This window comes from Streptomyces sp. NPDC098789 (assembly GCF_044759975.1).
In the GTDB taxonomy this organism is placed as follows: Bacteria; Actinomycetota; Actinomycetes; order Streptomycetales; family Streptomycetaceae; genus Streptomyces.
The window spans coordinates 52,586-76,362 of record NZ_JBIWAJ010000021.1 but is presented as its reverse complement, the minus strand read 5'-3'; the positions used below and the strand labels follow the sequence as shown (position 1 = coordinate 76,362).

Genomic DNA, 23,777 nt, shown 5'->3' with positions numbered 1-23,777 from the left:
CACTAGACAATCGTGGTCGGCGCCCCTAGGGTTGGGCCTCATGAGAATCCTCTTTGCCAGCGTGGGCAACTTCGGGCACATATTTCCCTTGCTTCCCTTGGCGAGGGCGGCGCGAGCCGCCGGCCACGAGGTCGCGTTCGCAACGGGTGAGCAGTTCCACCAGACCCTCAGCGAGGCTGGCTTCGAGCCGGTGACGGCAGGCCGGTCCGTGCCCGAGGCATTCATCGAAGCAGCGGGCGGTCGAGCCTTCCTTGAGGCCCACGGCGGAGAGGTGGGCGCCCAGGACGTGCCGCCGGAGGTGCTCGCGAACCTGCACATCAAGGTGTTCGGCTCGGTCCTGCCGCGCTGGGTCGCCGCCGACCTCGCGCCGGTCTTCGAGAGCCGGCAGATCGACCTGGTCGTCCACGAGGTGCTCAACCCGGGCGCCGGCTTCGCCGCCCAGCTCGCGGGCGTACCGGCCCTCGCGCACGGCGTCGGCCTGCTCGCGCAGGACCACGAGGCCGAGCGCCTCCAGCAGGAGATCCTCAACACCGCCGCCGATCTGGGCGTCACCGTGCCCGCCGGGCAGGTGCTCACCCTCGGCAACACCTACATCGACATCTGCCCGCCGTCCCTCCAGGACCGGGCCTTCGTCGAGTCGGGCCAGGCGCGCATCGAGCAGCGCCCCGTCGCCTTCGTCGAGCCGGGCGAACTGCCCGCGGGCCTGGCCGAGTCGGGCGAGCCCTTCGTCTACCTCACCCTGGGCACCGCGCTCGGCTCCGCCGAGAACCTGCGCACCGTGATCGACGGCCTCGCCCCGCTGGGCGTGCCGGTCCTGGTCGCCGCCGGCTTCCGGGTGCAGATCGCCGACCTCGGGGAGCTGCCGGAGCACGTGATCGTCGCGCCGTGGCTGCCGCAGTCCGCGGTCCTGGCGCACGCCGCGCTCGTCGTCCAGCACGGCGGCAGCGGGACCACCCTGGCCACCCTCGAAGCGGGCTTGCCCCAGCTGATCGTGCCGCAGGGCGCCGACGGTCCCGCCAACGGCAAGGCCGTACGGGACGCGGGCGCCGGCGAGGTGCTCTTCGAACTGACCGCCGAGGCGGTCACCGAGCACGCGCGCAAGATCCTGGGCGACCCCGGCTACCGTGAGGCGGCCGGCAAGATCGCCGCCGAGATCGCCGCGCTGCCCGACCCGGCCGAGATCGCCGCGCGGCTCCCGGAGTTCGCGGCCTGACCGTACGGTCCGAACGTTCCGACGGACGGCCGGTCCACCGGCCGTCCGCACAACGAACTCCCGGGCGTCGGCGCCCCCTCCGACCGCCCGGGCCCCGGAATCCGGTGCGCGCGCTGCCATTCCCCCGTACGGCGCGCGCACCGGATCCTCAACACCTGACTACCGCAGCGCCTCAGCCCGAAGCGGCGAGGGACAGCGAAGGCGCCGCCAGGGTGGTGGGCAGCAGGTCCTCCACCGGGTCCGCCTCGCCGGCCGCCGCCAGCGCCGCCAGCGCGGCGCGCAGCTCGTGCGCCAGCTCCGTCGCCTGCGCGCGGTCCAGCGCGCAGGGGGCGAAGTCCAGGGCCAGCAACGGCTCCTCGTGCCAGCGCAGCACGGTGAGCGCGGCGTCGGCCGTGGCGCCGCCCAGGTGCCCGTGGTGGAAACGGGCCGTCAGCGGGCCCGCCCCGGCGCGCGCGGGCAGCAGGCCGTCGTGGTCCGCGAAGGCGACCTGGACCAGCGGGGTCCGTGACCGGTCCCCGCGCAGCCCGAGTTCGCGCACGAGGGCGTCCGTATCGAGCGCCGCGTGGGCGAGGGCCTCGCCGAAGGCGCAGGCGACCCCGCGCAGGAAGTAGTCGACGCCGCCCTCCAGCTCGCAGCACACCGGCACGTTCGTCGAGCCCGGCGCGACCGTGCGCAGGGCCGGGCCCGCGCTGCGCCGCGGCAGCTCGGCGCCCACCAGCAGCCATTCGTGCCCGGAGCGCCGTCCGACGGCGAGCGCCCAGGCCGCGAGCAGCACCGTCCCGTGGGGTACGCCCGCCCGCGCGGCCGTGGCGTCGACCGCGTCCCGCAGCTCCGCGTCCAGCGCGACGGGCAGCCGCTCGCCGCGGAAGTCGAAGACGGCGGTGCGCCGCCCGGGGGCGGTGAGGTCCAGCGCGGTCGGGAACTCCCTTATCCGCTCCACGCGTTCGGCGACCAGGGCGGGTGGCGGCAGCGCAACGGGCCGGTCAGCCGGCCGGTCAGCTGCCCGGTCGGTCGTCGCCCGGGTCGTCTGTGGTGCGGGTGCCGGTTGCCGCCCGGCCGCCGCGCGGGCGTAGTCGGCGAGCAGCTCCCGCCAGACCAGGGCCGCCGACCAGGCGTCCGCCACCGCGTCGTGGCAGAGGAAGGACAGCAGGTGCCGCTGCGCGCCCAGCCGGGTCAGGGCGAAGGCGACGGGCGGCCGGTCGGGGTGCCCGATCAGCCGTTCCACCTCCCGCGCGAGCCGGGCGTGCACGGCGTCGACGGCCGCCTCCCGGTCCGCCGCCGGAGCGCCCGGCAGCTCGGGCAGGACGATCAGGGGCGGGGCGTAGGCGTCGAGCACCCGCCGTACGGGCCCCCGCGCCGCCTCCGGGAAGGCGGTCCGCAGCCCCTCGTGCCGCGCACCCAGGACACCGAGCGCGGTGCGCAGCACGGCGAGGTCGAGCGGGCCGGCCAGTTCGGCGCTCAGCACCCGGTGCACCGCGCCGGGGCCGACGTAGCGCTGGGCGGTCAGTGGCGCCAACTGTCCGGGCAGCAAAGCGTGTTCGCGCGGCTCCCGGTCGGGGGTCGCGGCCGGGGGCGCGGGAGCCAGGGGAACGGCCCGGGCCAGTACGTCCGTCAGTGGGGCGGCGCCCAGCAGCTGGGCCACGTCGAGCGAGAGCCCCAGCTGTTCGTCGGCGCGCGCCTGGAGCCGCATGGCCTGACCGAGGCCGCCGCCCAGGGTGAGGAAGGGCGAACCCGAGGCCCCGGCCGGCAGCGTGCGCCGGTCGTGGCACAGGACGTCCGCGGCGAGGTCGAGCAGCTCCTCCAGGGGAGTCGGGGTCTGCATGGGGTGGCCCTCTCTGTGGGCGGACTTACCCCGATGCTGCCGACCATGCCTCGAAGGCCACTAGACGATGAGGTCAGAGCGGCGAGGACCGCCTCGGCGCGTGCTCCCGCCCCGGGCTGCTGTCAAAGGCAGGAACCCTATCACTGACCGCTGCAATTGCACCGAAAGTGGTAGCGTGAGGGACATGACTCCCCGAGAGCGACGCCTTCGCGAGCAGGGCCAGCGCCGCCAGTTGATCCTCAGCTCGGCCCGCGAGATGGCCGAGGCCGAAGGCTGGGACTTCGTCACCACGCGGCGTCTCGCGGAGCGCATCGAGTACAGCCAGCCCGTGCTCTACCAGCACTTCAAGAACAAGGACGCGATCGTGCACGCGGTGGCCCTGGAGGGCTTCGGCGAGCTCGCGGGCGCCCTGCACGCCGCGCGCGTGCGGCACGCGGAGGCGGATCCGCTGGAGGCGCTGGACGCGGTGGCGCGCGCCTACCTCGCCTTCGCCGCCAAGGGGCCGGTCCTCTACCAGGCGATGCTCACCCTGGACGCGGGCGGGACGGGGTACGCCGGTGATCCCGGGGACCCGGGGGACGCGGAACCGGTCGCCCCGCAGCCTGTGCTCGACGCCCTCGCGGAGATCCGCCTGGCCGTCGAACCGGTGGCCCTGGGCCGCGATCCGGAGCTGCTGACCGAGGTGTTGTGGAGCACCTGGCACGGCCTGGCCACCCTCACCCGGGGACGGCGGCTGCGCCCCGACCTCACGCAGGAGCGGCTGGCCGCCCTGACCGGGATCCTGACCGGCCCGGCGGCCCCGGTCGGCTGACGGCTCAGCCGGACACCCGCTCGGACTCCCCGGCGCCGGCGCCCGTGGCGGCACCCGCGCCGGCGGCCTGCGCGGCCTGTCCGTCCACATGTTCCTTCACGCGCTTGCCCAGCAGCGTGAAGAGCAGGATCAGGCCGACCGTCAGGATGATGTGTCCCAGGCCGCCCACCAGCGAGAAGAGTTCGGGCACCTTGTGCCCGAGCACGGTCTGCGTGCCGCGGTAGGTCATGCTCGCGCAGGTGATGGTGATGCCCGCGTTGTAGAACCAGAAGAAGTAGTCGTAGTGCTTCGTCCCCGACAGCGAGAACACCTTGTCGAGACCGAGCACGATCAGCAGGCCCAGCATCCCCAGCGCCAACAGGTGGGTGTGCACCACCGCGAGCTGGGTGTCCCCGGTGAAGTCGTTGGCCTTGGTGAGCTCCCGGTAGTACAGGCCGGAGATCACTCCGACGATCATGTAGATGTGCGCCGCATGAAACGTCTTCCGCATGGCCCGCTCCCCGATCCCCTGATGATCACATCGTCCCCGACGAGATCATTCAAGCACTCGGCGCAAGCCTCTTCGCCGGATTGCCCAGATCGCTCAAGTCCCTTTCGAGGGAGCCTCTACCGAGGTTCCACCAGGGCTCCCCGGTGACGGCCGGGACTGCCCCGGGGAGGGTGGTCGGGAGGGTCGCCGGGAGGCCCGCCCGGGCAGGTGCCAGCTGCTCCGGGGTCAGCTCCGGCAGGTCCACCAGGGCGCCGAACCGTCGCGCCACCTCCCCCGCCTCCGGGTCCCCGCCGCACACGAACCGCGGGCGCGGCAGCCCCTTGGTCCCCTTCGCCCACCGCAGGTAGCGGGCCGCCTCGTCCACCAGCGCCGCCCCCGGGTCGAGGGTGAAGGTGGGTACGTGCGCGGTGCGCCGCAGGTACGCCCGGCCCAGCGGCATCGAGTCCAGCCGCAGCAGGACGACCTCCACCTCGCCGCGCCCCAGGACGCTCTCGGCGAAGGCGGTGCGCGGGCTCTCGGCAAGCAGGATCGCGTTCATCTTCGTTCTCCCAAGGGGTCGGTGGCGTGGGTGCGGTGCTACAGGTAGTCGGTGTTGCCGTTCACGTCGTCCAGGTCGAGGTCACCGGCGTGCTCGCCGAGGTGCTCCAGGCACAGCTCGTACACGTCCTCGGAGTGCGTCTCCTGCCATCCCCGCGGTACGGGCGCCCCCGCGGGCCACATCGCGCGGTGCCCGGCGCCGTCCGCGACGACGACGAAGGTCGCGAACGCGTCGGCGAACGGATCGTCGGCCCAGGGGTGGTCGAGGATGTGCAGGCTGCCGTCGGCCTCCACCCGGGCCGCGTGCCCGGTCCGCCACATCCGGGCGGTGGCCCCCTGCGGCCCGCCGCCCAGCGGGTCGGGCAGGAAGCTCGCCCCGCTGGCACCCGGCAGGCCCGCGTAGCCCTGGGCCACGCCGACCCCCGCGACGTACAGCGAACCGGTGTTCCCGGTGGCCACCGGCCGCAGCCGCGCGTCCAGGACGTAGGCCCGGTAGCCCGGCGCGGGCCGGGTCCGCCCGTCCGGGGTCTGCTCTATGACCAGGCGGCCCTCGGCCCACCCGGCGCTGTAGGTCAGCGCCGTCCCCTCGGCCCGGGCCAGCGCCACGAGGGCGTCGTCGGCCCGGCCCAGGACGGTCGCGGCGCCGTGCTCGCGCAGCCAGCCCAGTACCTCGTAGGGGGTGCCCAGGTGCGCGAGGGCCGGGTCCGGGACGTTCACGCGGGCCCCGGAGACGAAGGCGCCCAGCAGCCCGACCGCCGCGTCCGCGTCCGGATACCCGGTCACCAGCCAGGCGGCGTCGACCTGCCCGCCGTGCCCCAGGCTCGCGGCGGCCAGCGCTGCCGTGCCGATCGCGACGGTGGCCTGCGGGGTGCTCGCCAGCACCACCGGGGCGTCGGGGTCGAGCGGGCTCGTCCGGTCGGCCGAGCGGACCGGCCACTTCCCGTCGGCCGGCAGCAGGTCGGCGGCCGGGTCCCGGACCAGCCGGGCCGCCCGCGGCACCGGAGGCAGCAGCCGGTCGGACGCCTCGTCCAGCAGTAGGACGACGGGCCACACCGCTGCGGGCAACCCGCGCACCGGATCCACCGGCAGGCAGGCGGCCCCCGTCTTGGCGATGGCGAGCGCGGCCACCGCGAAGCCGGTCGGCGAGGCGATCGCGGTGACCACCGTGGTGCCCGGACCCGCCTGGTGCGCGATCAGGGCGTGCGCCAACAGGTCCGAGCGCGCGTCGAGTTCGGCGTAGTCCATGCCCGGCGTGAGCGCCGCGCCCGGCATCCCCGGGAACCCGGAGCCGCCGCCGATGCCGGTCAGGCCCGCGATCCCCGCCAGGCCCGCGAGCCCGGCCGGACCGGCCAGCGGCGCGAGGCCGCTCAGGTCCGTCAGCCCGGCCGGGCCGCCCGTGGCGCCGCCGGACAGCGCCGGAGCGCCGGGCGCACGGGCCACCTGGGCCGCGAACAGCGAGGCCACGCTGCGCACCGGCAGCTCCAGGTGCTCCCCGAGCCAGGGGCCGACGGTCTCCGCCGACACCTCGCCCGGCAGCAGCCGCAGCCGGCTCACCGCGCTGTGCGGTGTCTCCAGGGCCGCTTCCAGCAGCGCGACCAACTGCCCGGCCAGATGGGCGGCGGCGGTCTCCCCGATCGCCTCGTGCTGGAAGACCGCGCTCAGCGTCAGCCCGCCGGGCGCCCCGGCCGGGGTCTGCCGCTCGGTCAGGGTCAAAGCCAAGGCGGCGGCCCGGTGCGGGAGTTGGGCGTCCTCGGCGGAGACGGTCAACCCGGCGCCCTCGAACTCGCCGCCCGTCTCCTGGAGCAGTCCGAGCGCGATCCCGCCCGGCAGGGCCAGCGCCGCGTCCCCGCGCCGGTAGGCCGCGAGGTCCGCCGTGCGCACCCGGGCCAGCAGCTCCGTGAAGGCCGGATCCCCCGAGGTCTCGACCGACAGGGCCAGCACCCGCCCGTACGGACCCACCGCGCCCCGCAGCGCCGCGCCGTCCCGGGCGGGCACCGGAGCGGCCAGCGTGACGGGGGACCGCGCCCCGAGCCGGGTCAGCAGCGCCGCGAGCGCCGCGTGGACCACCATGAACAGGGTCGCCCCGTGCTCGGCGGCCAACAGGGTCAGCCGCTCGTGCAGGGCGGGGCCCAGCCCGCTCGCCAGCGTGCCGAGCGTGGAGTCGGCCCGGTCGGGCCCGCTGCCCGGGGCCGAGGTGGGCTCCAGGTCCCCGTACATCGCCCGGGGCGCGCCCTGCGGCGCGGAGGTCGGCCAGCGCGGGGCGTCCCCGGTGGCGCGGGCCCCGTAGGCCAGGGCCAGTTCGGCGGCCAGCGGCGTGTGCGACCACAGGTCGACCGACTCGCCCGGCAGGGTCAGTTCCAGCACGTGGTCGTCGGCGGCCAGGGCGCGCAGCCGGGTGCCCGCCGAGCCCAGCCGGCTGTTGCGCAGCGCCTCGTGCCGCCCGCCCAGGTCCCGCAACGCCTCCTCCAGCGCGCGCACGCTCAGCGCCCCGCGCAGCCGCAGCGGCAGTACGGCGCTGCCGGTGGCGTTCCCGGCGGGGCCGGTGGCGGTGGCCGGGCTGTCCCCGACCAGCGCGGCGAACAGGGCCGGGGTCGGGGCGTCGTACAGGGCGCGCGGGCCCGGGTCGACACCGAGCGCGTGCCGGGCGCGGGCCAGCAGCCGGGCCGAGGCCAGCGAGTGGCCGCCGAGGGCGAAGAAGTCGCAGTCCGCGCTGACCGCGCGCCGCGGCAGGCCGAGCACCTCGGCGAACAGGTCGCGGACGATCTCCTGGACGGGGGTGCCCGGCTGGGTGCCCGGCCGCTTCCCGCCGAAGGCCGGTGCGGGCAGCGCCGCCCGGTCGAGCTTGCCGCTGGGGGTGAGCGGCAGCGCGTCCAGGACGAGCAGGGCGGACGGGGTCATGTAGTCGGGCAGCCGCTCCTGGAGGTGGGCGCGCAGCACCACCTCGACGTCGACGGCGTGGTCGAAGGCGGTCGGGGTGTTCGCCCAGCTGGTGGGCGCCGCGGGATCGGGCGTCGTGGGATCGGGCGCCGTGGGGTCGGGTGTCGTGGGATCGGGCGCCGCGCCGTCGGGCGCGGCGGTGTCCGGCGTCGCGGTCGCGGGGCCCGCGTACGCCGCGTGCAGGGCGCCGTACGGGATCCGCGTCGGGTCGACGAGGACCAGGTCCAGGCTGCCGTCGTGCCGCGCCGACCAGGTCGGCACGGCGCGGTAGCCCGCGCCCTCCGCCGCCGTGCACAGCTCCTCCGGGTCCGGTGCGGGGCCCGGCTCGGCGAGCCGGGCCAGCGCCGCGGCCACGCTGCCCCCGGTCTCCAGGGTGTGCAGGGCCGCCCGCTCGCCGTGCAGCCGTGCGTTGGGGATCCCGGTCAGTCGCAGCACGGCCGGGCGGTGCTCCCCGAGGTGCGCGGCCAGCTCGGTGACCGAGCCCACCCCCCGCCCCCAGGGCAGTGCGGGGGCCGCCGCGAGGTCGGCGACGGGCTCGGCGGTGCTGAGGACGACGTCGTAGCGGTAGCGGGTCAGCTCGTTGTGGTCGGCGCCGCGCTTGACCCGTACGTCGACCGCGCGGATCTGCCGGAACTGCCCGGCCAGGTCCGTGAACAGGGCCGGGTGCAGCAGCAGTTCGGTCTCCAGGGCGACCCGCCGCTCCACGGCACGCAGGACCGCCGCGGGGTCCTGCGCCGCGTCGCCCCGCCGCTCCCCGCGGTGGGCCAGTTCGACCCCGGTCCGCAAGGGGCGGGCCAGGCCGAGGTGGCGCAGGTCGCCGAGCAGGATCGAGCCGCCGGGGGCGAGCAGGGGCAGCACGCGGCCGATGACGGTGCGCAGCCGGTCCAGGTCCGGGAAGTACTGGGCGACGGAGTTGAGCACGACGGTGTCGAAGTGCCCGAGGGGCAGCCCCGCGGTGTCCTCGGCCTCCCGGCAGCTGAGCCGCACCTTGCCGCGCAGCCGCCCGTCCGCCCGGGTCTGCGCGTACAGGGCGTCGATGACCGTGGGGGAGAAGTCGGTGGCCCAGTACTCCGCGCACTGCGCGGAGCGGGCCAGCGGGGCCATCAGGAGTCCGGTGCCGACGCCGATCTCCAGGATCCGGCGCTGGCCGAGCTCGCGGATCCGCTCCAGCGTCGCCGCGCGCCAGGCGCGCAGCTGGGCCAGGGGCAGCGGCAGCGCGTCGTAACTGCTGTCCCCGCCGACGAAGTTCTCGCCGAGGCCGCCCGAGCGGGCGTCCTGGTGCAGGGTCTCGAAGATCTCCCGCCAGGCGGTGACCTGCCCGGCCGGGTCCGCGGCGGGCGGCGCGAGCGGGGCGGGCACCACGTGCGCGACCAGGCGGCGCTCGCCGTCCTCGGCCTCGTGCACCGAGACCACGGATTCGGCGACGGCCGGATGGGTACCCAGCACCGCCTCGATCTCGCCGAGCTCGATCCGGTGTCCGCGCAGGGTGACCTGCTTGTCGACCCGTCCGAGGAACTCGAACTCGCCGTCCTCGCGCAGCCGTACGAGGTCACCCGTGCGGTAGAGGCGGCCGCCGCCGGGGGTGAAGCGGTCCTCGACGAAGCGCTCCGCCGTGAGCCGCCCACGGGGGCCCGGCTCGCTCCGCGAGAGGTAGCCGGTGGCCAGCCCCGGCCCGCCCAACAGCAGTTCGCCGGAGCCGCCCGGGCCCACCCGGACGCCGTCGCGGTCCACGACGATGGCGACGGTCGCCCCCAGCGGCCGCCCGATCGGGATGGTGCGGGCGTCCTCGGCGGGCTCGGTGACCTCGTGCCAGGTGGCGAAGACGGTGGCCTCGGTGGGCCCGTACATGTGCAGCAGCCGGTTCGGCGGCCCGGCCCGGAAGACCTCGCGCACCCGGCGCGGGTCGCAGGGCTCGCCGCCGAAGAGCAGCGCGCGCAGCGGGGCGAAGGCGGCCGGGCGCTCGCGGGCGATCCGGTGGAAGAGCGGGGTGGTCAGGAAGGCGACGGTGACGCCCTGGTCGCGGACCGCCCGCTCGAAGCGGGCCGGGTCGGTGACGGTGTCCCGGGTGAGCCCGGCGAGGCGGGCCCCGGCGGCGAGGGTCGACCAGATCTCGAAGGTGACCGCGTCGAAGGCGGGACTGGCGGCCTGGGCGACCACGTCCCGCGGGCCGAGGCGCAGGAAGTCGCCCGAGCCGACGAGGTCGAGGACGGCGCGGTGCGGGACGACGACCCCCTTGGGGGCGCCGCCCGTACCGGAGGTGTAGCAGACGTACGCTGCGTCCTCGGGGCCCGGCACCGGTGCGCGCAGCGCGGCGAGTTCGGAGGGGCGCTCGGAGATGGAGGTGGCGTCGCCGTCCACGGCGACGACGACCGCGCCCAGGTCCGCGTAGTCGGCGGCGAAGGCGCCCTCGGTGACCACCGCGCGCGCCGCGCTGTCCGCGACGATCAGGCGCCGCCGCTCGCCGGGGTGCGCCGGGTCGACGGGCACGTACGCCGCGCCCGCCCGGACGATGGCCAGGAAGGCGGTCACCAGGTCCGGCCCCGGCCTGAGCGCGGTCACCACGCGGTCGCCGGGGCGTACGCCGAGGGCGCCGAGATGGGCGGCGAGCCGGTTGGCCGCGAGGCTCAACTCCCGGTAGGAGAGCGAGACTTCGTCGCCCCCGCCGGCCGGGTGGGTGACGGCGGTCGCCTCGGGCCGCGCGAGCACGTGCTGTTCGATGAGGCCGGAGAGTGACATCAAGGCTGTAGCTCCTTCGACAGCGGCGACCGGATTGGCGGCGACCGGGCTGTGGGGCGACCGGGCTGTGGCGACTGGGCTGTGGGGCTTGGGCCGTGGGGCTTGGCAAAACCTTGCCTCGATGTTGGCAAGCGGATCCTGAGCCTCTGTCCAAGAACGCATGAAGACTGGTGGAACCACAGGTGGGAGGGGGTGCCGCGGTGCTCTTGTACGATCACCGGATGGCAGAAGACGGGTTGTCAGAGGGTGGGTCGGCAGCAGCGCTCGCGGTGGTGCTGCGGCCGGTGACGGCGGCGGATCTCGACCGGTTCGAGGCGGAGTTCGCCGGACCGCACGGCCCCGGGCCCTACCAGTGGTACGGGCACACGCCGGCCCTGCGCGTGCGGCAGGCGCTCGCGGACCGGGGGCTGCTGGGCGGCGACGAGAACATGCTGTCCGTCGCCGTCGGCGACACCCTCGTTGGGCGCGTCGAATGGCTGCGGCGGGCCTGGGGGCGGGCGGACACCTCGTCCTGCTGGGAGATCGCGATCGGACTGTTCGCCGAGCACCGCGGCCGGGGCATCGGCACCCGGGCGCAGCGGCAGCTCGTCGAGTACCTCTTCGAGCACACCCGGGCCGAACGCGTCCAGGTGTGCACCGACGCCGACAACATCGCGGAACAACGGGCCGTCGTGAAGGCCGGCTTCGAACTGGAGGGCCGCATCCGCCGCGCCCAATGGCGCGCGGGCGCCTGGCACGACCAGCTGATCTACTCGGCCCTGCGCACGCCCTGACCGCCCGCGGCCCGCGCCGATCCCGGCCGCCGCGCACGATGGGGCTCCAGGTGCCGGACGCGGCGACCGACCGGCGGGCCGGGCTGCACAGCAACGCGCAGTACGACGTCGTGCTGCTCTCCTTCACCGTGCCGACCGCCGAGGCGGACCGTTTCTTGCGGCCGCTGCGCAGGGAAGGCTCCGAGATGGCCCGCAACCGGCATCCCGAGAAGCCGGGTTACACGCGCGGCGACGGCTTCACCCGCCTCGGGCTCCCCGAGCCCGAGACCTTCGTCGAAGGCATGCGCACGGTGAGCGTCTGCCCCCGTGACGCGAAGACCCCGCAGAGCGAGTCCCTCAGGCTGTGCGCTCACGCCCACGCGCACGAGTTCCGGGCCGGCACCACCCGCATCTACCTGTCGGCCAGCAGCGACGCGCCCTTGGAGAAGCCGACGGCCTGACCACCGGCGCGTGGGCGGCTACTTGCCGCTGTCCTCGGCGAGGGTGTGGGCTACGAGGGCGTTGGCGTGTCCGTGGCCCAGGCCGTGTTCGGACTTGAGCCAGTTGACGATCTCCGTGTGCTTGGTCAGCGGGGAGGAGCGGATGAGGTCCTTCCACTCGCTGATCGGGCGGCCGTACTTCTTCTCGATGGAGGGGAAGTAGCTGGCCGGACCCTTCACTGCGTCGGTCATGGTGCCCCGTCTCGGTTCGTTCTGGATGATCTTGGTGGTGAGTCGATGATGCCCGGGCGGGCGGTGGTTCGCTAGCGGTCCGCCCGGACGCGGGCGAGCCGGGCCGTGACCGCGGTCAGCCACAGCAGCCCGAGGCCCGCGCCGGCGGTGAAGGCCAGGACGGAGGCGGCCGAGGCCGCGAACCCCGCGAGGACGCCGACCGGCACGACGCGGGAGGCGACGGCCCATCCCCGCCACCCCCGGGCGGCGAGAGGCCGGGCCAGGACGACGAACGCGGCGCACAGGGCGAGGTAGCCGACCATCCCGCCGAGCATGTGGACGATGCCGTGCCCGCTCAGCACCGCCGCCCCGGAGGCGGCGACGGGGGCGCCGACGGGAAAGCCCGCCCCGGCGTCGGCCGGAAAGGCCGCGGCGACCCAGAAGGAGACGGCGAAGACGCCGACCAGGGCCGGGCCCCAGGTCCCGCCCGGTCCGCCGCGCAGCACCCGCCGCAGTCCCGCCGCGCCGGCGAGCAACAGTGCGCCGGTCAGCACGAAGTTCACCGTCTGGACCCAGCCCGACTCGCCCAGGGCCAGCTGGCTGATCGCGTTGCGGGTGAAGTCGAAGCCGTCCCGTACGAAGCCCTGCGCGACGCCGGCCGTCAGGAACACCGGACCCGCCACCAGGCCACCGGCCACCATCCGCCGTGTCATGGTCCGCGCCGCGATTCGCGATGCGGTTCCCGATGCGTTCGTGGCGGGGGCGGCGTCGTGGGGGGTGCTCAAGGTGTGGGTCATGGTGGCGGGCCTTCCTCGCGTCGGTGGTGGCACTGGGTATGACCGACGGCGGGGTCCGAACTCATCGGTCCGAGGGACGTGCACCGGATCATGTCCGACCCATGACCGGGCAGCGTGCGATGCGGTCCGGAAAACGGGGCGCACGGCCCCGGCGCTCGGGGCCGTGGCGGGCCGATCAGAGCAAGTGCAGTGGCGGTACGACCAGGACCACGGCGAGGAGGCGCGGTCTCATGCGGGGGAGTGCCTGTGTCTCGAACCAGCCGCCGGAGGGGAGGAGGTGTCGGCGGGCCGTACCGGGGGTGGCATCGCCGAGTTCGGACGGGTCGATGCCGAGGTCGGCGAGTTCGACGATCTGATCGGCGACGGCCTTCACCTCATCGCGTACGGCCTTCGGGTAGCCGACCTCGTCCGCGGCGTGGAAGGCGTACTCCCACACCCAACGGTCGTCGGTCACCGAGCGGGCCCGCCGGCCGTACGGAGGCCGGCCTCGATGGCGGCGGCGTTGCGGATGCGGCTGATCTCGGTGGTGATCTCACGCGCCTCGCCGAGTTCGGTGACTTCTGCGGCGCGGGCTTCCAGGGCGCGCAGGCGGGCAGCGGTCTCCGGGTGCCGGGCGATCGCCACCTCGACGGCCCATGCCTCGGTGAAGGCGCGGAGGGGGGCCGCCGAGACCTCGGCGCGGGCGCGGGCGGTGCTGGCCGCACGGTCGCGGTCGAAGTCGGCGAGCAGGTGCGGAGCGACCTGGGCGAGCGCGGCGCGGATCGCCTCGGGCTGGTCAGGGGGCTGCGGGACGGCGGACGGCCGGGGGGCGGTGCTCACGCGGCTTCGGTCCCTTCGTCGTGGCCCGTACGGCCCGCCCGGTACGCGTTCTCGGCGTCGGACAGGGGGTCGCTCGTAGCTCGCACAGCCCGAGCATAAACCGTCACCGTCGTTTGACGCTGAGACGGCGTCCGGAGGGCGGATCGGGGCGTCGAGTCGCCCGCTGCAAGTCGAGGCGTCCCCTGCTGCCGGCATGACCGAAGCCCCCGTCGCGGTCGGGTGACCGGCGGGGGCTTCGCGGTGGTTGGTCAGGCTACGGCCCAGGGGCCGAGGTCGCGGGTGTGGTGGCCTGCCGCGACGGGGCGCTCCTGGTCCCAGGAGGGCTGCAGCGCGGCGGAGAGTATGCCCCACAGCTGGCCGGCCGTGAGGGAGTGCACGGGGATGACGACCTGTCCGGCGAGGCTGGTGCGGAAGGCCCGCTCCAGAGCGCTGACGATGCCGATGAGGGCCATCGAGTCCAGCCCGTACGCGTCCATCGGGACGTCGGCCGCGGGCTGCTTGTCCTTGCCGAGCCCGGGCAGGCCCTGGCGCAGGACGGTCTCGAACTTCGCGTTCCACGGTGCGTGGGCCATCGGGGACTTCCTTCCGGGCGGCAGTGCTGGTGCTCCTCGCAGCACCGTGCCGCATCCGGCTCGAGCCGCCGTGGAGGTTACGGCCAGCCGATGTTGGTGGTGGGGGCCGGGGTCGGCGCCGGGGTGGTGGGGGCCGGGGTGGTGGGCGGGGCGACCGGCCAGCCGATGTTCTCGGAGCCGCCGTCGGCGACGGCCGTGACCCCGGTGGGCGGGGCGACCGGCCAGCCGATCCCGTCGCCGCCGTCGGCGTTGGCGATCCCACCGGCGGTGAGGAGGGCGGCGGCGGCGAGGGCGGCGGTGGCGATGAGGCGGGCGATGTTCTTCATGGTGTCCTCCGTGGCAATTGTTTGATCCGGCTTGGCAACCTCTCTGCCAAGAAGATTGGCAACACCCACTGGAAAACCGCTCGGAATGCGCTGGAGAAGGGGTGGAGAACCCCAGAAAGGGCCCCGTATTTGCCACCCTGGATCGTGCTGGTTGCCTTGACGCATGCCTCCGACCTGCATAAATGATGAGGCGGCAAGAGAGGTGGTGAATGTTGCCAAGAGTTGCCAAGAGGGGGTGGGCAAGGGTTGCCGGACCCGTTTCCTGGAGTCCTGCCTGAGCGGGTGTTGCCAAGCATTGCCAAGTCGGTTCGTTGGTGGGCAACATATTGCCAAGCAAGTTGGCAAGTCTTGGTACACCCCAACTGTGGGGGGAGGCCCCTGAAATGAACACGGCTCACCTCAACACGGCGGGCACCGGCCGGATGCCGGCCGCCGTGCGCGCCGTACTCGCCGACGCCACCGCCCGCGACGACCTCTACGGCCCCTACGACCTGGAGGAGCGCCTCGGCGCCGTCCTGCACACCGAGGTCTACGCCCGACTCGGCGGCCTCCTCGGCGTCCCGGCCGCGCACACCGCGCTGTTCACCGGCGCGGCCGCCGCCTTCGAGTTCTGCCTCTCGGGCCTCGCCCTGACCGCCGGCGACCGGATCTGGACCACCCCGTACGAGGGCGTGGCACAACTGACCGCCCTCCACGCCCTGCGCGACCGTACGCACTGCGCGCTGGAGGTCGTCCCGCTGCGTGCGGACGGGGAGCTCGACCTGGAGTGGATGGCCGCCCACCTCGACGAGGACGTGGCCCTGGTCTCCGTCACGCACGTCGCCGCCACCGTCGGCACGGTCAGCCCGATCGAGGCCGTCGGTCGGCTGCTGGCCGGCCACCGGGCCCGGTACGCCGTCGACGCCTCGTACTCCGTCGGGCGGCTGCCCGTGGACGCCGCGGCCATCGGCTGCGACCTGCTCACCGCCGACGGCTGGCGGTTCCTCCGCGGCCCCGACGCGATCGGCTTCGCCTACGTAGCCCCCGCACTGCGGTCACTGCTCAGCGGCCGGGCGCACCCGCAGCCCGCCCCGGCAGCCGTCGCCGCGCTGCACGAGGCCCTCGCCCACCACGCGGCGGCCGCGCTGCTGCCCTGGCGCGACCTGGAGGCCGACGTGCGCGCGGTCCTGGAGCGCACCCCCGGCATCGAACTCCTCACCGAGGGCGCGGGAGGATCCGGCATCCTCGCCTTCCGGCACGCCGAACTGCCCGCCGCGCTGATCCGGCGCGCACTGGCGCGGCGCGGGGTCGTGGTGTGGAAGACGGTGGCCCAGGAGACGCCCCTCCACCTTCCGGCCCGGGGCGTCACCACCGCGTTGCGGGCCTCGGTCCACTACGACAACACCCCCGAGGACGTCACCCGCTTCGACGAGGCCCTCCAGGACGTGCTCCGGGAACTGCGGGAGGACCTGCGCAAGGAGGACCTCCGGACGCGGGAACTGCGCGAGCGCGAACAGGACTCCCCCGTCCGGCAGCTCGCCGCGGCATCCGGTCCGGTCGCCGCGACCCGCACCCCGGCCCGCCGAGGCCACCTCACGCTCCTCGCGGGAGCGGCGGGCTGACGGCGTACGCCCGTCCGATTCGGTCACCCTTACCCACGCCGCACGCGATGATGCCGACTCGTCAACGGGTCGCGGACGGAAGGGACTCTTCGAGTGAGTGTCCGCATTGCCGCACGGCTTGATCATTTGGAGTGACTGCCGCCGCGAGGCCTTCTGTCGCAGGTCGGAGAGGAGGGAGAGTCCTCCCCGTGAGCCCTTACCCGGGGTGGGCCACCTGTACGGATTTCCGTCTTCGGCAGGGAGAGAACCATGAACGGATCGAAGAAGCTGGCCCTCGGGGCCGCTGTGGCGGCGCTCGCGATCGGGGGTTCGGTCGCGGTGTCGACCGCGTCGGCCGGGACGCGGGAGGCGTCTCACGCGGCGGTGACCACCACCGCCTGGGCCAAGGTCGCCGCGAACGGGACGATCCTGGGCGCGCAGGGCATCAGCGGGATCAACAAGTTCGGCATCGGCCGCTACAACATCACCACCAGCTCCGGTCTCGACAGGTGCGCCCTACTGGGCACGATCAACACGAACGGTGGGAACGACCCCGGCCCGGGCAGCTCGTCCATCCTGGTCGGCCAGGTGAACGGGAACACGCTGTTCATCCGCACCGCCACCCCGTCGGCCGGAGGCTCCGCCGCCGTCGACAGCGACCGGCCGTTCTCGATCAGCATCGTCTGCGCCTGATCCCCGCTCTTGTGCGAGGACGCCGGGTGGGAACGGCCGTGGCCGTTCCCACCCGGCGTCCCCATGCGGTCAGCCGCGCAGCAGCTCCGCCGAGAGGTGGTGCTGGAGCGGTTGGCCGACCGCCGCGAGGTCGTGCAGGAAGGTGAGCCTGCCGTCCTCGGTCAGGGCGTAGCGCCGACGGGTGGCGGTGACCTCCTTGGCCGTGGGCGCGAGGGCCACCTCGTGGGTGGCCAGGTCGACCGCGGTGCCGTCCGCGCGGCCGACCAGGATCTCCGCGATGCCCGTCGGCTGGGTGATCAGCGCCTCCACCCGGCCGTCGGGCTGGAGCCGCCACCAGCCGTTCTCGCGGGCCGAAGGCCGCAGCGGCGCGCCGTCGGCGTCCAGCAGCCAGGCCCGGGTCTCGTAGTGGAGGAAGGGCCGGCCGTCGTGGCTGAAGGTCATCTCCTGCGCGTACGTGAACTCCCCGCCGAGCGTGGGGTAGCCGCCGCGCCCCCGCCCGTGCCAGGTGCCCAGGAACCCGAGCACCGGCCCCAACAACGGGTGCGGCGCGGGCGCCTCGTCCGGCCGGTGGGCGTCGGGGTACGGGTGCCCTGCTGCGGGGTCGAACACGGTGCGCGCTCCTGGTGGTGTCGGTGCTGTGTGGTGCCGCCGGAAGCCTAGAGGTTTTGTTGCGCGAGGGCGGGTGGGGAAAAGATCTTGGCGGTCCGTTCCCGAACCGGGGGAGCGCCGCACTCGTACCGAGTGCCAGCCAGGAAACCGTCGGCCGTCCTCGGGGCGCCGGCCGCTGGCGCAGACATCGAGATCGGAGCAGCGCACCGATGACGCAGTCCGCCGAGCACCCGATCGGGGTCCCCGCGCCCCGGAAGCGGGCGAACTGGATGAGACGCAGCTCGGACCGGGAGGACCTCTCCGGTCTGAGTGTCACCGACAAGATCCACAAGCTGGAGGCCCAGAGCCGGCGCTACCGCTCGGTGATCTACCGGATCGTTCCCCCGCGCTACGTCGACCAGGTCCACCAGGACGCGCTGGTGGCCATGTTCAAGCACCTGGACGCGGGACACACGGTCGATGACCTCTTCGCCTACTTCCAGACCATATGCGTCAACACCGCGCGGGCCGAGTACAAGCGGATCCTCAAGCGGGCGGAGACGCTCGTCGAGACCGGCCACGACGTTCTCGACACGGTGGCCCCCTCGCCCGAGGACAGCGTCGCCGAGGCCGCTTACGAGAGCGTGCACGCCGTCCTCGCCGACGTCCTCGAACCGGGCGAGCACCGCGCCTACGTGCTCACCGTGGTCTTCGGTCTGACCTCGGACGAGGTCGGCGGGCACGTCGGCCTGACCGGATCGGCGGTGCGCAAGGCCGTCCGGCGCGCGGAGAAGAAGCTCCGCACCGAGGAGGTGCTCGACCGCTTCCACTACCGCCCGCGCGGCACGGGCGTCCAGGAGGGCTAGTCGTCTCTTCCCCCCGGTACGCGAACCGCCGGCCCGGACACCACCGTTGCCGGACCCGGGTCGCGTACCCCGGGGTGGAGATTCACTCCGCCTGACGCACGAAATGGCGCGAGGAACAGCCACGTCCCCGCCGCGGGGGGAACTGCGGCAGGGGGCGTCGTTCTTCGCTAAGGGAGCCAGACATGACCGAAGTTGTATCCACGAGCGTCGCGATACTGGGCGCGGCACTCACATGGTTGCACCGACGACTCGATCGCCTACTGATGGGCTTCCCCAAGCTCCCCGCAGTGGGCTCCGTCCGGGCGGCTGCGCCTGCCCGCTCGGTGGTCCGGCAGGACGCGTCCTCCGGAAGATTGGATGATCGACTGTGGCCCGAACAAGCATGACCCGGGCCGTCCGAGCCGATGCCGGACCGGCCGGAACTACCGTGCGCGCTGGGGATGCACGATAGTTCCGGCCCGTGAGTGAGCGGCCGGGTCCCGATTCCCGATGCGGGGCCCGGCCGTACTCGTAGGGGGTGACAGAGCATCACCGTCCGCGATCTCCGGAGACACCCACCATGAGCGCCCTCCCCGAGAACACCGCACCCGCCCCGCTCCACTTCGACGCGACGATCGAGCAGCTCCTCGCCGACGTCGAGTGCGAGGTCGAGCACCGCCGCAGCGCCTACGAGGCCGCCCGGACCGTCGAGCGGCGGATCCTCGACCGCCTCGACCGGGCCCGTCGTGCGGAGCGCCGCCGCGGTGCCTCGTACCGCGTCCGCACGGCCGTGCACGTGGGCCTCGCGGCCCTCGGCACCCTCGCGTGCGCCGGTGGCGCCGGCCTGCTCCTCCTCGGTCACCAGGGCGGGCCCGAACTCCTCGGTGCGGCGGGAGCGGCCTGGAGCCTCGCGGCGGCCGTTGCCGACAAGCCGCAGCCATAGCCGCGAGGGTAGGGGTGGGGGCGGGGGCGGAGCCCGCCGCGCTCACTCGTCCGGATCGGCCCCCGGCTGCGCGGCGATCGCGTCCAGCGCCGCGCTGAGTCGGCGCAGGACCCGTACCGTCTCGTCGAAGGCGTCCTGGCCGCCCAGTTCGTGCAGCAGCCGCGCCGCCAGGTCCGCGTGGCCCGGTCCGATCCTGGCGATCGCCGCGCGTCCTTCGGCCGTGGGGGAGAGGAGTTTGGCGCGGCGGTGCGCCGGGTTGGGCGCGTACGCGGCGAGGCCGCGCTGGACCAGGAGGTCGGCGATGCGCTGGACGCTCTGGCGGGTGATGCCCATGGCCCGCGCGATCCCGGCGACCGGCAGCGGTTCGGTGAGGACGGCGCCCAGGACCTGCCACCAGGCGGCGGTGAGGCCGGCGGGCGCGGCCAGTTCCTCGGAGACGCCGAGGAACTGGCCGTTGAGGCGGAAGACCGACAGCGCGGTGCCCGACAGCGCGTCCTGCGCGGCCCGACTCACGCGTTGAGCTCCGCGTACGCGGCCGGGTCGGAGTGGTGGAAGAGCCGGTACCAGGCGTCGAGCGTGGCGCCCTCGAACGCGCCGAGCCGGCCGAGGACCTCGCGGGCGAAGGCGACCGGCTCGGTCGGTCCCGCGGTGATGAGGTCGCCCGCGGTGACGGCGTCGGCGTCGGCGTAGTGGGTGGCGCCCCGGTAGCCGGTCGCGGCGAGGTACTCGGGCGCGGCGCTGGTGTGGGCGCGGTCGTCGAGCAGCCCCTCGCGGGCGAGGCCCGCCGTGGCTCCGCAGATGGCGGCGACGGGGACGCCCGCGTCCAGGAAGGCCCGGGCGGTCCTGGCGAAGACGGCCAGGTCGTCGCCCGCGTCCCAGAGGTCGGCCCCGGGCAGCAGGAGCAGGGCGCTGTCCTCGGGGCGGAGGTCGGCGAGCGCGAGGTCGGGGGTGACGCGGAGGCCGCCCATGCTGCGGACGGGGTCGGTGGAGAGGCCGACGGTACGCACTTCGTGGCCGGTGCGGGCCAGCCAGGCGGTGGCGTGTCCGGTCTCCCAGTCGGCGAGGGTGTCGTAAACGGCGAGGTGCACGGTGCGGGTCATGGTCTCGTCCTCCATGTCGTGGCCTACGTCGTGGCCTATGTCAGTATGCTGTCAATTCGACAGTGTGCTGTCAATGGCGTGGGGGAACGAACCTAGGCACCACACCCCCTGTGAAATGAGCACGATCACTCAGGACGGGACCGTGGCACCGACCGGACGATGGTGATCACGCGCAGCGCATCACGCATCACGCACCACGCACCACGTCCCGGTCCCGGAGGCCCCCCTTGCTCAGCCGTACCGCCGCATCGCTGGTCCCCCTCTTCGGCAGGCTGTCCGTGACCGGTACGGTCGCCCCCGCAGGCGGGTCGGGCACGGTCCTCGTCGCCAACCACACCTCGCTCACCGACCCGGCCGTGGTGCTCGCCGCGCTGCACCGGCTCGGGGTCCGTCCGGTCGTCATGGCGACCGCGGGCCTGTGGCGCGTGCCGTTGCTCGGGCGCGCCCTCGACGCGGAGGGGCACATCCCGGTCGCCCGCGGCACGGCCCGTGCCTCGGCCGCACTCGACGCGGCCGCCGAAGCGCTCGCGCAGGGGCGGGTGTTGCTGATGTACGCGGAGGGTCGCCTGCCCGCGCGGACGGACGCGGCGGACTCGGCCCCCGGCCCGTTCCGGAGCGGTCTGGCCCGGCTCACCGAACGCACCGGCGCCCTCGTCGTGCCGATCGGCCAGGCGGGCGCGCGCCGGCTCTCGTCCGGGAGCACCGTCAAGCAGCTGGCGGGAGTGGCCACAGCGCCCCTGCGCCGGCCGTCGCTGCACGTGCACGTGGGCGCTCCCGTGCGGCTGACCGGCGATGTCGCGGCCCGCACCGACCAGGCGCACGCCGCGGTCACCGACGCCTGGCGCACGGCGGCGGCGCAGGTAGGGGCACAGGCAGGGGAGCCGGCCCGCCGTTCTTTCCCGAGCGCCCGGTAGTACCGCTCGGCTACCCTGGAGCCATGTCTTCGCCCCGGGTCTCCTAGCTCCGACACACGCTTCCACGCCACCTGTGTGTCCTTTTTCGCTAGCCCGGAGCTGAACTCCCATGATCACCGCCACGTCCGTCGACGTGCGCGCGGGCGCCCGCCTGCTGCTCACCGACGTCTCCTTCACCGTCTCCCCCGGCGACCGGATCGGCCTGGTCGGCCGCAACGGCGCGGGCAAGACCACCCTGACGAAGATCCTGGCCGGCGAGGCGTCGCCCACCGCCGGCGCCGTCACCCGCACCGGGTCCGTCGGCCACCTGCCGCAGGACCCCGCCCCCGCCGAGCCCGGCCTCACCGCGATGGAGCACGTCCTGTCCGCCCGCGGTCTGGACCGGGCCCTGCACGACCTGCGCGCCGCGGAGACGGCGATGGCCGCGCCCGGCGCCACCGCGGCGGCGCTGGAGCGGGCCATGAACGCCTACACCCGCGCCGACGCCCTCTTCCAGGCCCGCGGCGGCTACTCCGCGCAAGGCCGGGCGGCCCGGGTCGCCGCCGGCGTCGGGCTCGGCCGGCGCGAACTGACCCAACGGCTCGGCACCCTCTCGGGCGGACAGCGCCGCAGGGTCGAGCTGGCCCGCATCCTCTTCGCCGACCACGACACCCTGCTGCTCGACGAACCCACCAACCACCTCGACGCCGACTCGATCGCCTGGCTGCGCACCTTCCTGACCGGCCACCGCGGCGGCCTCGTCGTGATCAGCCACGACACCGGCCTGGTCGCCGACACCGTCAACAGGGTGTTCCACCTCGACGTGAACCGCGCGACGATCGACGTCCACAACACCGGCTGGCACACCTACCTCACCCAGCGCGCCGCCGACGAGCGGCGCCGGGTCCGCGAACGGGCCGGAGCCGAGCGCAAGGCGGCAGCCCTCCACGCACAGGCCGACAAGATGCGCGCCCGCGTGGCGACCGCGGTGACGGCCAAGAGCATGGCCCGCCGGGCAGACCGGATGCTCGCGGACCTGGAACCGGTGCGGCGGGCGGACCGGACCGCACGCTTCAGGCTGCCCGAACCCGCCCCCTGCGGCCGGGTACCGCTCGCCGCGGTCGGTCTGTCCAAGGCCTTCGGGTCGCTGGAGGTGCTCTCCGGAGTGGACCTCGCCCTCGACCGGGGCAGCCGGACGGTGGTCCTCGGACTCAACGGCGCCGGCAAGACCACCCTGTTGCGGATCCTCGCGGGCCGGCAGCGCCCCGACGCCGGACACGTGGTGCACGGACACGGCCTGCGGCTCGGCTACTTCGCCCAGGAGCACGAGACCCTGGACCCCGCCCGCAGCGTCCGCGAGAACCTGGCCGCCGCCGCTCCGGGGCTCACCGACGGCGAAGCCCGTGGCCTGCTGGGCTCCTTCCTCTTCACCGGCGACGACACCGACAAGCCGGTCGGCGTCCTGTCCGGCGGCGAGAAGACCCGGCTCGCCCTGGCCACCCTGGTCAGCTCCGGCGCGAACGTACTCCTGCTCGACGAACCCACCAACAACCTCGACCCCGTCTCCCGCGGCGAAGTCCTCGCCGCGGTCGGCGCCTACCCGGGCGCGGTGGTCATGGTCAGCCACGACGAGGAGGCCGTCGAGGCCCTGCGCCCGGAGCGCGTCCTGCTCCTCCCGGACGCCGCCGAGGACTACTGGAGTCCCGACTACGCCGATCTCGTCAGGCTCGCCTGAGACCCGGTCCGCCGCCGGCCCGAGCCCGGCGGCGGGCCTGGTGTTCGTCCTCCTCGCGTTGCAGGTCGCGGATGACGCGGGCGAGGGAGAGGGCCTTGCCCCAGTGACCCGCGGGGGAGCGGGTCGGGTCGAGGGCGACGACGGCGTCCCAGTTCGCGAGGGCCTCGTCGGCGCTGGGGGCGCGCCGGCCCCGCGCCTGGAAGTGGAAGCACCGCACGCCGTGGGCGAGGAGGCCGCCGCGGTCCGTCAGGTGGTCCACCCAGCCGACCGCGACCGCCTCGGCCGGCGGGGTCACGGTCGCGAGGACGCGGGCCGCGTCCGTCGCGAGCCGCTGCTCCCAACGCCCCCTGGTGGTCGGCCTGCAGGCCGGGTCCCCGTAGGGATGGGCGTGCTGATCGGGGCGGACGCCGGAGCCGCCGTCGACCGTGACGGTCTCGGCCGGGCCCTCGATCGTACGGTCGCACCTCGCGCAGAGCGGGCCGCCGGGCCCGGTCACCGGACCCCCGCGGCCCGTTGTACGGCCCCGTCGAGGACGCGCAGCAGGGTCCGCAGGGTGCGGGCGACGGCACGGCAGTAGCTCCACCGGGTGCTGTCCGTGATGCCGCGCGGCGGGTCCGCGACGAGGTGGGACCACTCCGCGGCCGAGCCGGGGGGCGCGGCCGCGTGCAACGCCCAGCCGTGGCGGGTCAGTTCGTCGAGCAGGAGGGTCACCTCCGCGGCGGGGGGCCGCTCCCCGTACGGAACGAGGGCCCGGGCCACCAGCTCCCGGACGGCCGTCCGTACGAGGTCCGCCGGCTGCGGTTGCGGCTGCGGCTGGGCCTGCTCGATGTGGTGCTCCACGGGGGCTCCTGTCCTCGTCACCGGGTGGTGTGACGACCGTAGGAGCCCCGGGTGCGGGGGAGGGGCACGGTTCCTGC

25 protein-coding genes are annotated in these 23,777 nt (G+C 74.5%); 10 read left to right on the top strand and 15 right to left on the bottom strand.

What is annotated here, in order from left to right:
* Nucleotides 1-40: 40 nt before the first annotated feature.
* The gene (locus tag ACIQWR_RS33010; RefSeq protein WP_404017242.1) at nt 41-1,213 is read left to right on the top strand and encodes a glycosyltransferase; all 1,173 of its coding nucleotides are present in this window, start codon (nt 41-43) and stop codon (nt 1,211-1,213) included.
* Nucleotides 1,214-1,385: 172 nt separating this feature from the next.
* Here the strand turns inward: ACIQWR_RS33010 and ACIQWR_RS33005 are convergent, their stop codons facing one another.
* Nucleotides 1,386-3,035: a condensation domain-containing protein gene (locus tag ACIQWR_RS33005; RefSeq protein ID WP_404017239.1), complete on the bottom strand. Its 1,650-nt coding sequence runs from the start codon at nt 3,033-3,035 to the stop codon at nt 1,386-1,388.
* Between the two features lie 184 nt (nt 3,036-3,219).
* Here ACIQWR_RS33005 and ACIQWR_RS33000 point away from each other — a divergent pair, with 184 nt between their 5' ends.
* A complete protein-coding gene (locus ACIQWR_RS33000) occupies nt 3,220-3,846 on the top strand; it encodes a TetR/AcrR family transcriptional regulator (protein WP_404017236.1) in 627 nt (208 codons plus the stop codon).
* Between the two features lie 4 nt (nt 3,847-3,850).
* On the opposite strand, the gene ACIQWR_RS32995 is transcribed toward ACIQWR_RS33000, so the two are convergent.
* From ACIQWR_RS32995 to ACIQWR_RS32985, 3 genes are read right to left on the bottom strand one after another with little or no spacing between them, the layout of a single operon-like run.
* Nucleotides 3,851-4,336, bottom strand: coding sequence for a DUF2871 domain-containing protein (locus ACIQWR_RS32995; protein WP_404017233.1), 486 nt, complete (start codon nt 4,334-4,336; stop codon nt 3,851-3,853).
* Nucleotides 4,337-4,385: 49 nt separating this feature from the next.
* Nucleotides 4,386-4,874, bottom strand: a complete 489-nt coding sequence (locus tag ACIQWR_RS32990) for a hypothetical protein (protein ID WP_404017230.1) — start codon at nt 4,872-4,874, stop codon at nt 4,386-4,388.
* A 38-nt stretch (nt 4,875-4,912) separates the two neighbouring features.
* A complete protein-coding gene (locus ACIQWR_RS32985) occupies nt 4,913-10,546 on the bottom strand; it encodes an amino acid adenylation domain-containing protein (protein ID WP_404017227.1) in 5,634 nt (1,877 codons plus the stop codon).
* 221 nt (nt 10,547-10,767) lie between these two features.
* Between ACIQWR_RS32985 and ACIQWR_RS32980 the strand changes: the two genes are divergently transcribed.
* Entirely contained in the window at nt 10,768-11,319 is a 552-nt protein-coding gene (locus ACIQWR_RS32980) for a GNAT family N-acetyltransferase (RefSeq protein ID WP_404017225.1), read from the top strand.
* Between the two features lie 50 nt (nt 11,320-11,369).
* Nucleotides 11,370-11,759 (top strand): hypothetical protein, encoded by a 390-nt coding sequence (locus tag ACIQWR_RS32975; protein WP_404017222.1) that lies wholly within the window; start codon nt 11,370-11,372, stop codon nt 11,757-11,759.
* An 18-nt stretch (nt 11,760-11,777) separates the two neighbouring features.
* Here the strand turns inward: ACIQWR_RS32975 and ACIQWR_RS32970 are convergent, their stop codons facing one another.
* From ACIQWR_RS32970 to ACIQWR_RS32945, 6 genes are all read right to left on the bottom strand, one after another.
* The gene (locus ACIQWR_RS32970) at nt 11,778-11,990 is read right to left on the bottom strand and encodes a DUF4287 domain-containing protein (protein ID WP_404017220.1); all 213 of its coding nucleotides are present in this window, start codon (nt 11,988-11,990) and stop codon (nt 11,778-11,780) included.
* 71 nt (nt 11,991-12,061) lie between these two features.
* Entirely contained in the window at nt 12,062-12,766 is a 705-nt protein-coding gene (locus tag ACIQWR_RS32965; protein WP_404017218.1) for a DUF998 domain-containing protein, read from the bottom strand.
* Nucleotides 12,767-12,941: 175 nt separating this feature from the next.
* On the bottom strand, nt 12,942-13,220 hold the full coding sequence (locus ACIQWR_RS32960; RefSeq protein ID WP_404017216.1) for a hypothetical protein: 279 nt from the start codon (nt 13,218-13,220) through the stop codon (nt 12,942-12,944).
* Nucleotides 13,217-13,585 (bottom strand): hypothetical protein, encoded by a 369-nt coding sequence (locus ACIQWR_RS32955; protein ID WP_404017214.1) that lies wholly within the window; start codon nt 13,583-13,585, stop codon nt 13,217-13,219. The genes ACIQWR_RS32960 and ACIQWR_RS32955 overlap by 4 nt, the downstream gene beginning before the upstream one ends.
* Nucleotides 13,586-13,833: 248 nt before the next feature.
* Nucleotides 13,834-14,157 carry an acyl carrier protein gene (locus ACIQWR_RS32950; protein WP_404017212.1) on the bottom strand — a complete coding sequence of 108 codons (324 nt, stop codon included), beginning with the start codon at nt 14,155-14,157 and terminating at the stop codon, nt 13,834-13,836.
* 77 nt (nt 14,158-14,234) lie between these two features.
* A complete protein-coding gene (locus ACIQWR_RS32945; RefSeq protein WP_404017209.1) occupies nt 14,235-14,483 on the bottom strand; it encodes a hypothetical protein in 249 nt (82 codons plus the stop codon).
* Between the two features lie 383 nt (nt 14,484-14,866).
* Here ACIQWR_RS32945 and ACIQWR_RS32940 point away from each other — a divergent pair, with 383 nt between their 5' ends.
* Both ACIQWR_RS32940 and ACIQWR_RS32935 read left to right on the top strand, forming a co-directional pair.
* Complete coding sequence (locus tag ACIQWR_RS32940; protein WP_404017206.1) at nt 14,867-16,084, top strand: aminotransferase class V-fold PLP-dependent enzyme; 1,218 nt, start codon at nt 14,867-14,869, stop codon at nt 16,082-16,084.
* Between the two features lie 249 nt (nt 16,085-16,333).
* Nucleotides 16,334-16,756, top strand: coding sequence for a hypothetical protein (locus ACIQWR_RS32935; RefSeq protein ID WP_404017203.1), 423 nt, complete (start codon nt 16,334-16,336; stop codon nt 16,754-16,756).
* Nucleotides 16,757-16,825: 69 nt separating this feature from the next.
* Here ACIQWR_RS32935 and ACIQWR_RS32930 read toward each other — a convergent pair whose 3' ends face one another.
* Entirely contained in the window at nt 16,826-17,365 is a 540-nt protein-coding gene (locus ACIQWR_RS32930) for an FABP family protein (protein ID WP_404017200.1), read from the bottom strand.
* Between the two features lie 209 nt (nt 17,366-17,574).
* Here ACIQWR_RS32930 and ACIQWR_RS32925 point away from each other — a divergent pair, with 209 nt between their 5' ends.
* Nucleotides 17,575-18,210 (top strand): RNA polymerase sigma factor, encoded by a 636-nt coding sequence (locus ACIQWR_RS32925; RefSeq protein ID WP_404017197.1) that lies wholly within the window; start codon nt 17,575-17,577, stop codon nt 18,208-18,210.
* A gap of 559 nt (nt 18,211-18,769) precedes the next feature.
* Nucleotides 18,770-19,132, top strand: coding sequence for a hypothetical protein (locus ACIQWR_RS32920; protein ID WP_404017194.1), 363 nt, complete (start codon nt 18,770-18,772; stop codon nt 19,130-19,132).
* Nucleotides 19,133-19,174: 42 nt separating this feature from the next.
* On the opposite strand, the gene ACIQWR_RS32915 is transcribed toward ACIQWR_RS32920, so the two are convergent.
* Complete coding sequence (locus ACIQWR_RS32915) at nt 19,175-19,645, bottom strand: MarR family winged helix-turn-helix transcriptional regulator (protein ID WP_404017191.1); 471 nt, start codon at nt 19,643-19,645, stop codon at nt 19,175-19,177.
* On the bottom strand, nt 19,642-20,232 hold the full coding sequence (locus ACIQWR_RS32910) for a DJ-1/PfpI family protein (RefSeq protein WP_404017188.1): 591 nt from the start codon (nt 20,230-20,232) through the stop codon (nt 19,642-19,644). The genes ACIQWR_RS32915 and ACIQWR_RS32910 overlap by 4 nt, the downstream gene beginning before the upstream one ends.
* Before the next feature lie 227 nt (nt 20,233-20,459).
* On the opposite strand from ACIQWR_RS32910, the gene ACIQWR_RS32905 reads away from it, so the two are divergent.
* Both ACIQWR_RS32905 and ACIQWR_RS32900 read left to right on the top strand, forming a co-directional pair.
* Nucleotides 20,460-21,146 (top strand): lysophospholipid acyltransferase family protein, encoded by a 687-nt coding sequence (locus ACIQWR_RS32905; protein ID WP_404017186.1) that lies wholly within the window; start codon nt 20,460-20,462, stop codon nt 21,144-21,146.
* A gap of 109 nt (nt 21,147-21,255) precedes the next feature.
* Nucleotides 21,256-22,860: an ABC-F family ATP-binding cassette domain-containing protein gene (locus ACIQWR_RS32900; protein ID WP_404017183.1), complete on the top strand. Its 1,605-nt coding sequence runs from the start codon at nt 21,256-21,258 to the stop codon at nt 22,858-22,860.
* On the opposite strand, the gene ACIQWR_RS32895 is transcribed toward ACIQWR_RS32900, so the two are convergent.
* Both ACIQWR_RS32895 and ACIQWR_RS32890 read right to left on the bottom strand, forming a co-directional pair.
* Nucleotides 22,847-23,356, bottom strand: a complete 510-nt coding sequence (locus tag ACIQWR_RS32895; RefSeq protein ID WP_404017180.1) for a hypothetical protein — start codon at nt 23,354-23,356, stop codon at nt 22,847-22,849. The two genes, ACIQWR_RS32900 and ACIQWR_RS32895, sit on opposite strands and share 14 nt — an antisense overlap.
* Nucleotides 23,353-23,700 carry a hypothetical protein gene (locus ACIQWR_RS32890; protein WP_404017177.1) on the bottom strand — a complete coding sequence of 116 codons (348 nt, stop codon included), beginning with the start codon at nt 23,698-23,700 and terminating at the stop codon, nt 23,353-23,355. Before ACIQWR_RS32890 ends, ACIQWR_RS32895 begins: the two co-directional genes overlap by 4 nt.
* Between the last annotated feature and the right edge of the window lie 77 nt (nt 23,701-23,777).

Coding starts and splice junctions, on each gene's coding strand:
- ACIQWR_RS33010 (WP_404017242.1), top strand. CDS start 41: ATGAGAATCCTCTTTGCCAGCGTGGGCAACTTCGGGCACATATTTCCC.
- ACIQWR_RS33005 (WP_404017239.1), bottom strand. CDS start 3,035: ATGCAGACCCCGACTCCCCTGGAGGAGCTGCTCGACCTCGCCGCGGAC.
- ACIQWR_RS33000 (WP_404017236.1), top strand. CDS start 3,220: ATGACTCCCCGAGAGCGACGCCTTCGCGAGCAGGGCCAGCGCCGCCAG.
- ACIQWR_RS32995 (WP_404017233.1), bottom strand. CDS start 4,336: ATGCGGAAGACGTTTCATGCGGCGCACATCTACATGATCGTCGGAGTG.
- ACIQWR_RS32990 (WP_404017230.1), bottom strand. CDS start 4,874: ATGAACGCGATCCTGCTTGCCGAGAGCCCGCGCACCGCCTTCGCCGAG.
- ACIQWR_RS32985 (WP_404017227.1), bottom strand. CDS start 10,546: ATGTCACTCTCCGGCCTCATCGAACAGCACGTGCTCGCGCGGCCCGAG.
- ACIQWR_RS32980 (WP_404017225.1), top strand. CDS start 10,768: ATGGCAGAAGACGGGTTGTCAGAGGGTGGGTCGGCAGCAGCGCTCGCG.
- ACIQWR_RS32970 (WP_404017220.1), bottom strand. CDS start 11,990: ATGACCGACGCAGTGAAGGGTCCGGCCAGCTACTTCCCCTCCATCGAG.
- ACIQWR_RS32965 (WP_404017218.1), bottom strand. CDS start 12,766: ATGACCCACACCTTGAGCACCCCCCACGACGCCGCCCCCGCCACGAAC.
- ACIQWR_RS32950 (WP_404017212.1), bottom strand. CDS start 14,157: ATGGCCCACGCACCGTGGAACGCGAAGTTCGAGACCGTCCTGCGCCAG.
- ACIQWR_RS32945 (WP_404017209.1), bottom strand. CDS start 14,483: ATGAAGAACATCGCCCGCCTCATCGCCACCGCCGCCCTCGCCGCCGCC.
- ACIQWR_RS32940 (WP_404017206.1), top strand. CDS start 14,867: ATGAACACGGCTCACCTCAACACGGCGGGCACCGGCCGGATGCCGGCC.
- ACIQWR_RS32935 (WP_404017203.1), top strand. CDS start 16,334: ATGAACGGATCGAAGAAGCTGGCCCTCGGGGCCGCTGTGGCGGCGCTC.
- ACIQWR_RS32925 (WP_404017197.1), top strand. CDS start 17,575: ATGACGCAGTCCGCCGAGCACCCGATCGGGGTCCCCGCGCCCCGGAAG.
- ACIQWR_RS32920 (WP_404017194.1), top strand. CDS start 18,770: ATGAGCGCCCTCCCCGAGAACACCGCACCCGCCCCGCTCCACTTCGAC.
- ACIQWR_RS32910 (WP_404017188.1), bottom strand. CDS start 20,232: ATGACCCGCACCGTGCACCTCGCCGTTTACGACACCCTCGCCGACTGG.
- ACIQWR_RS32900 (WP_404017183.1), top strand. CDS start 21,256: ATGATCACCGCCACGTCCGTCGACGTGCGCGCGGGCGCCCGCCTGCTG.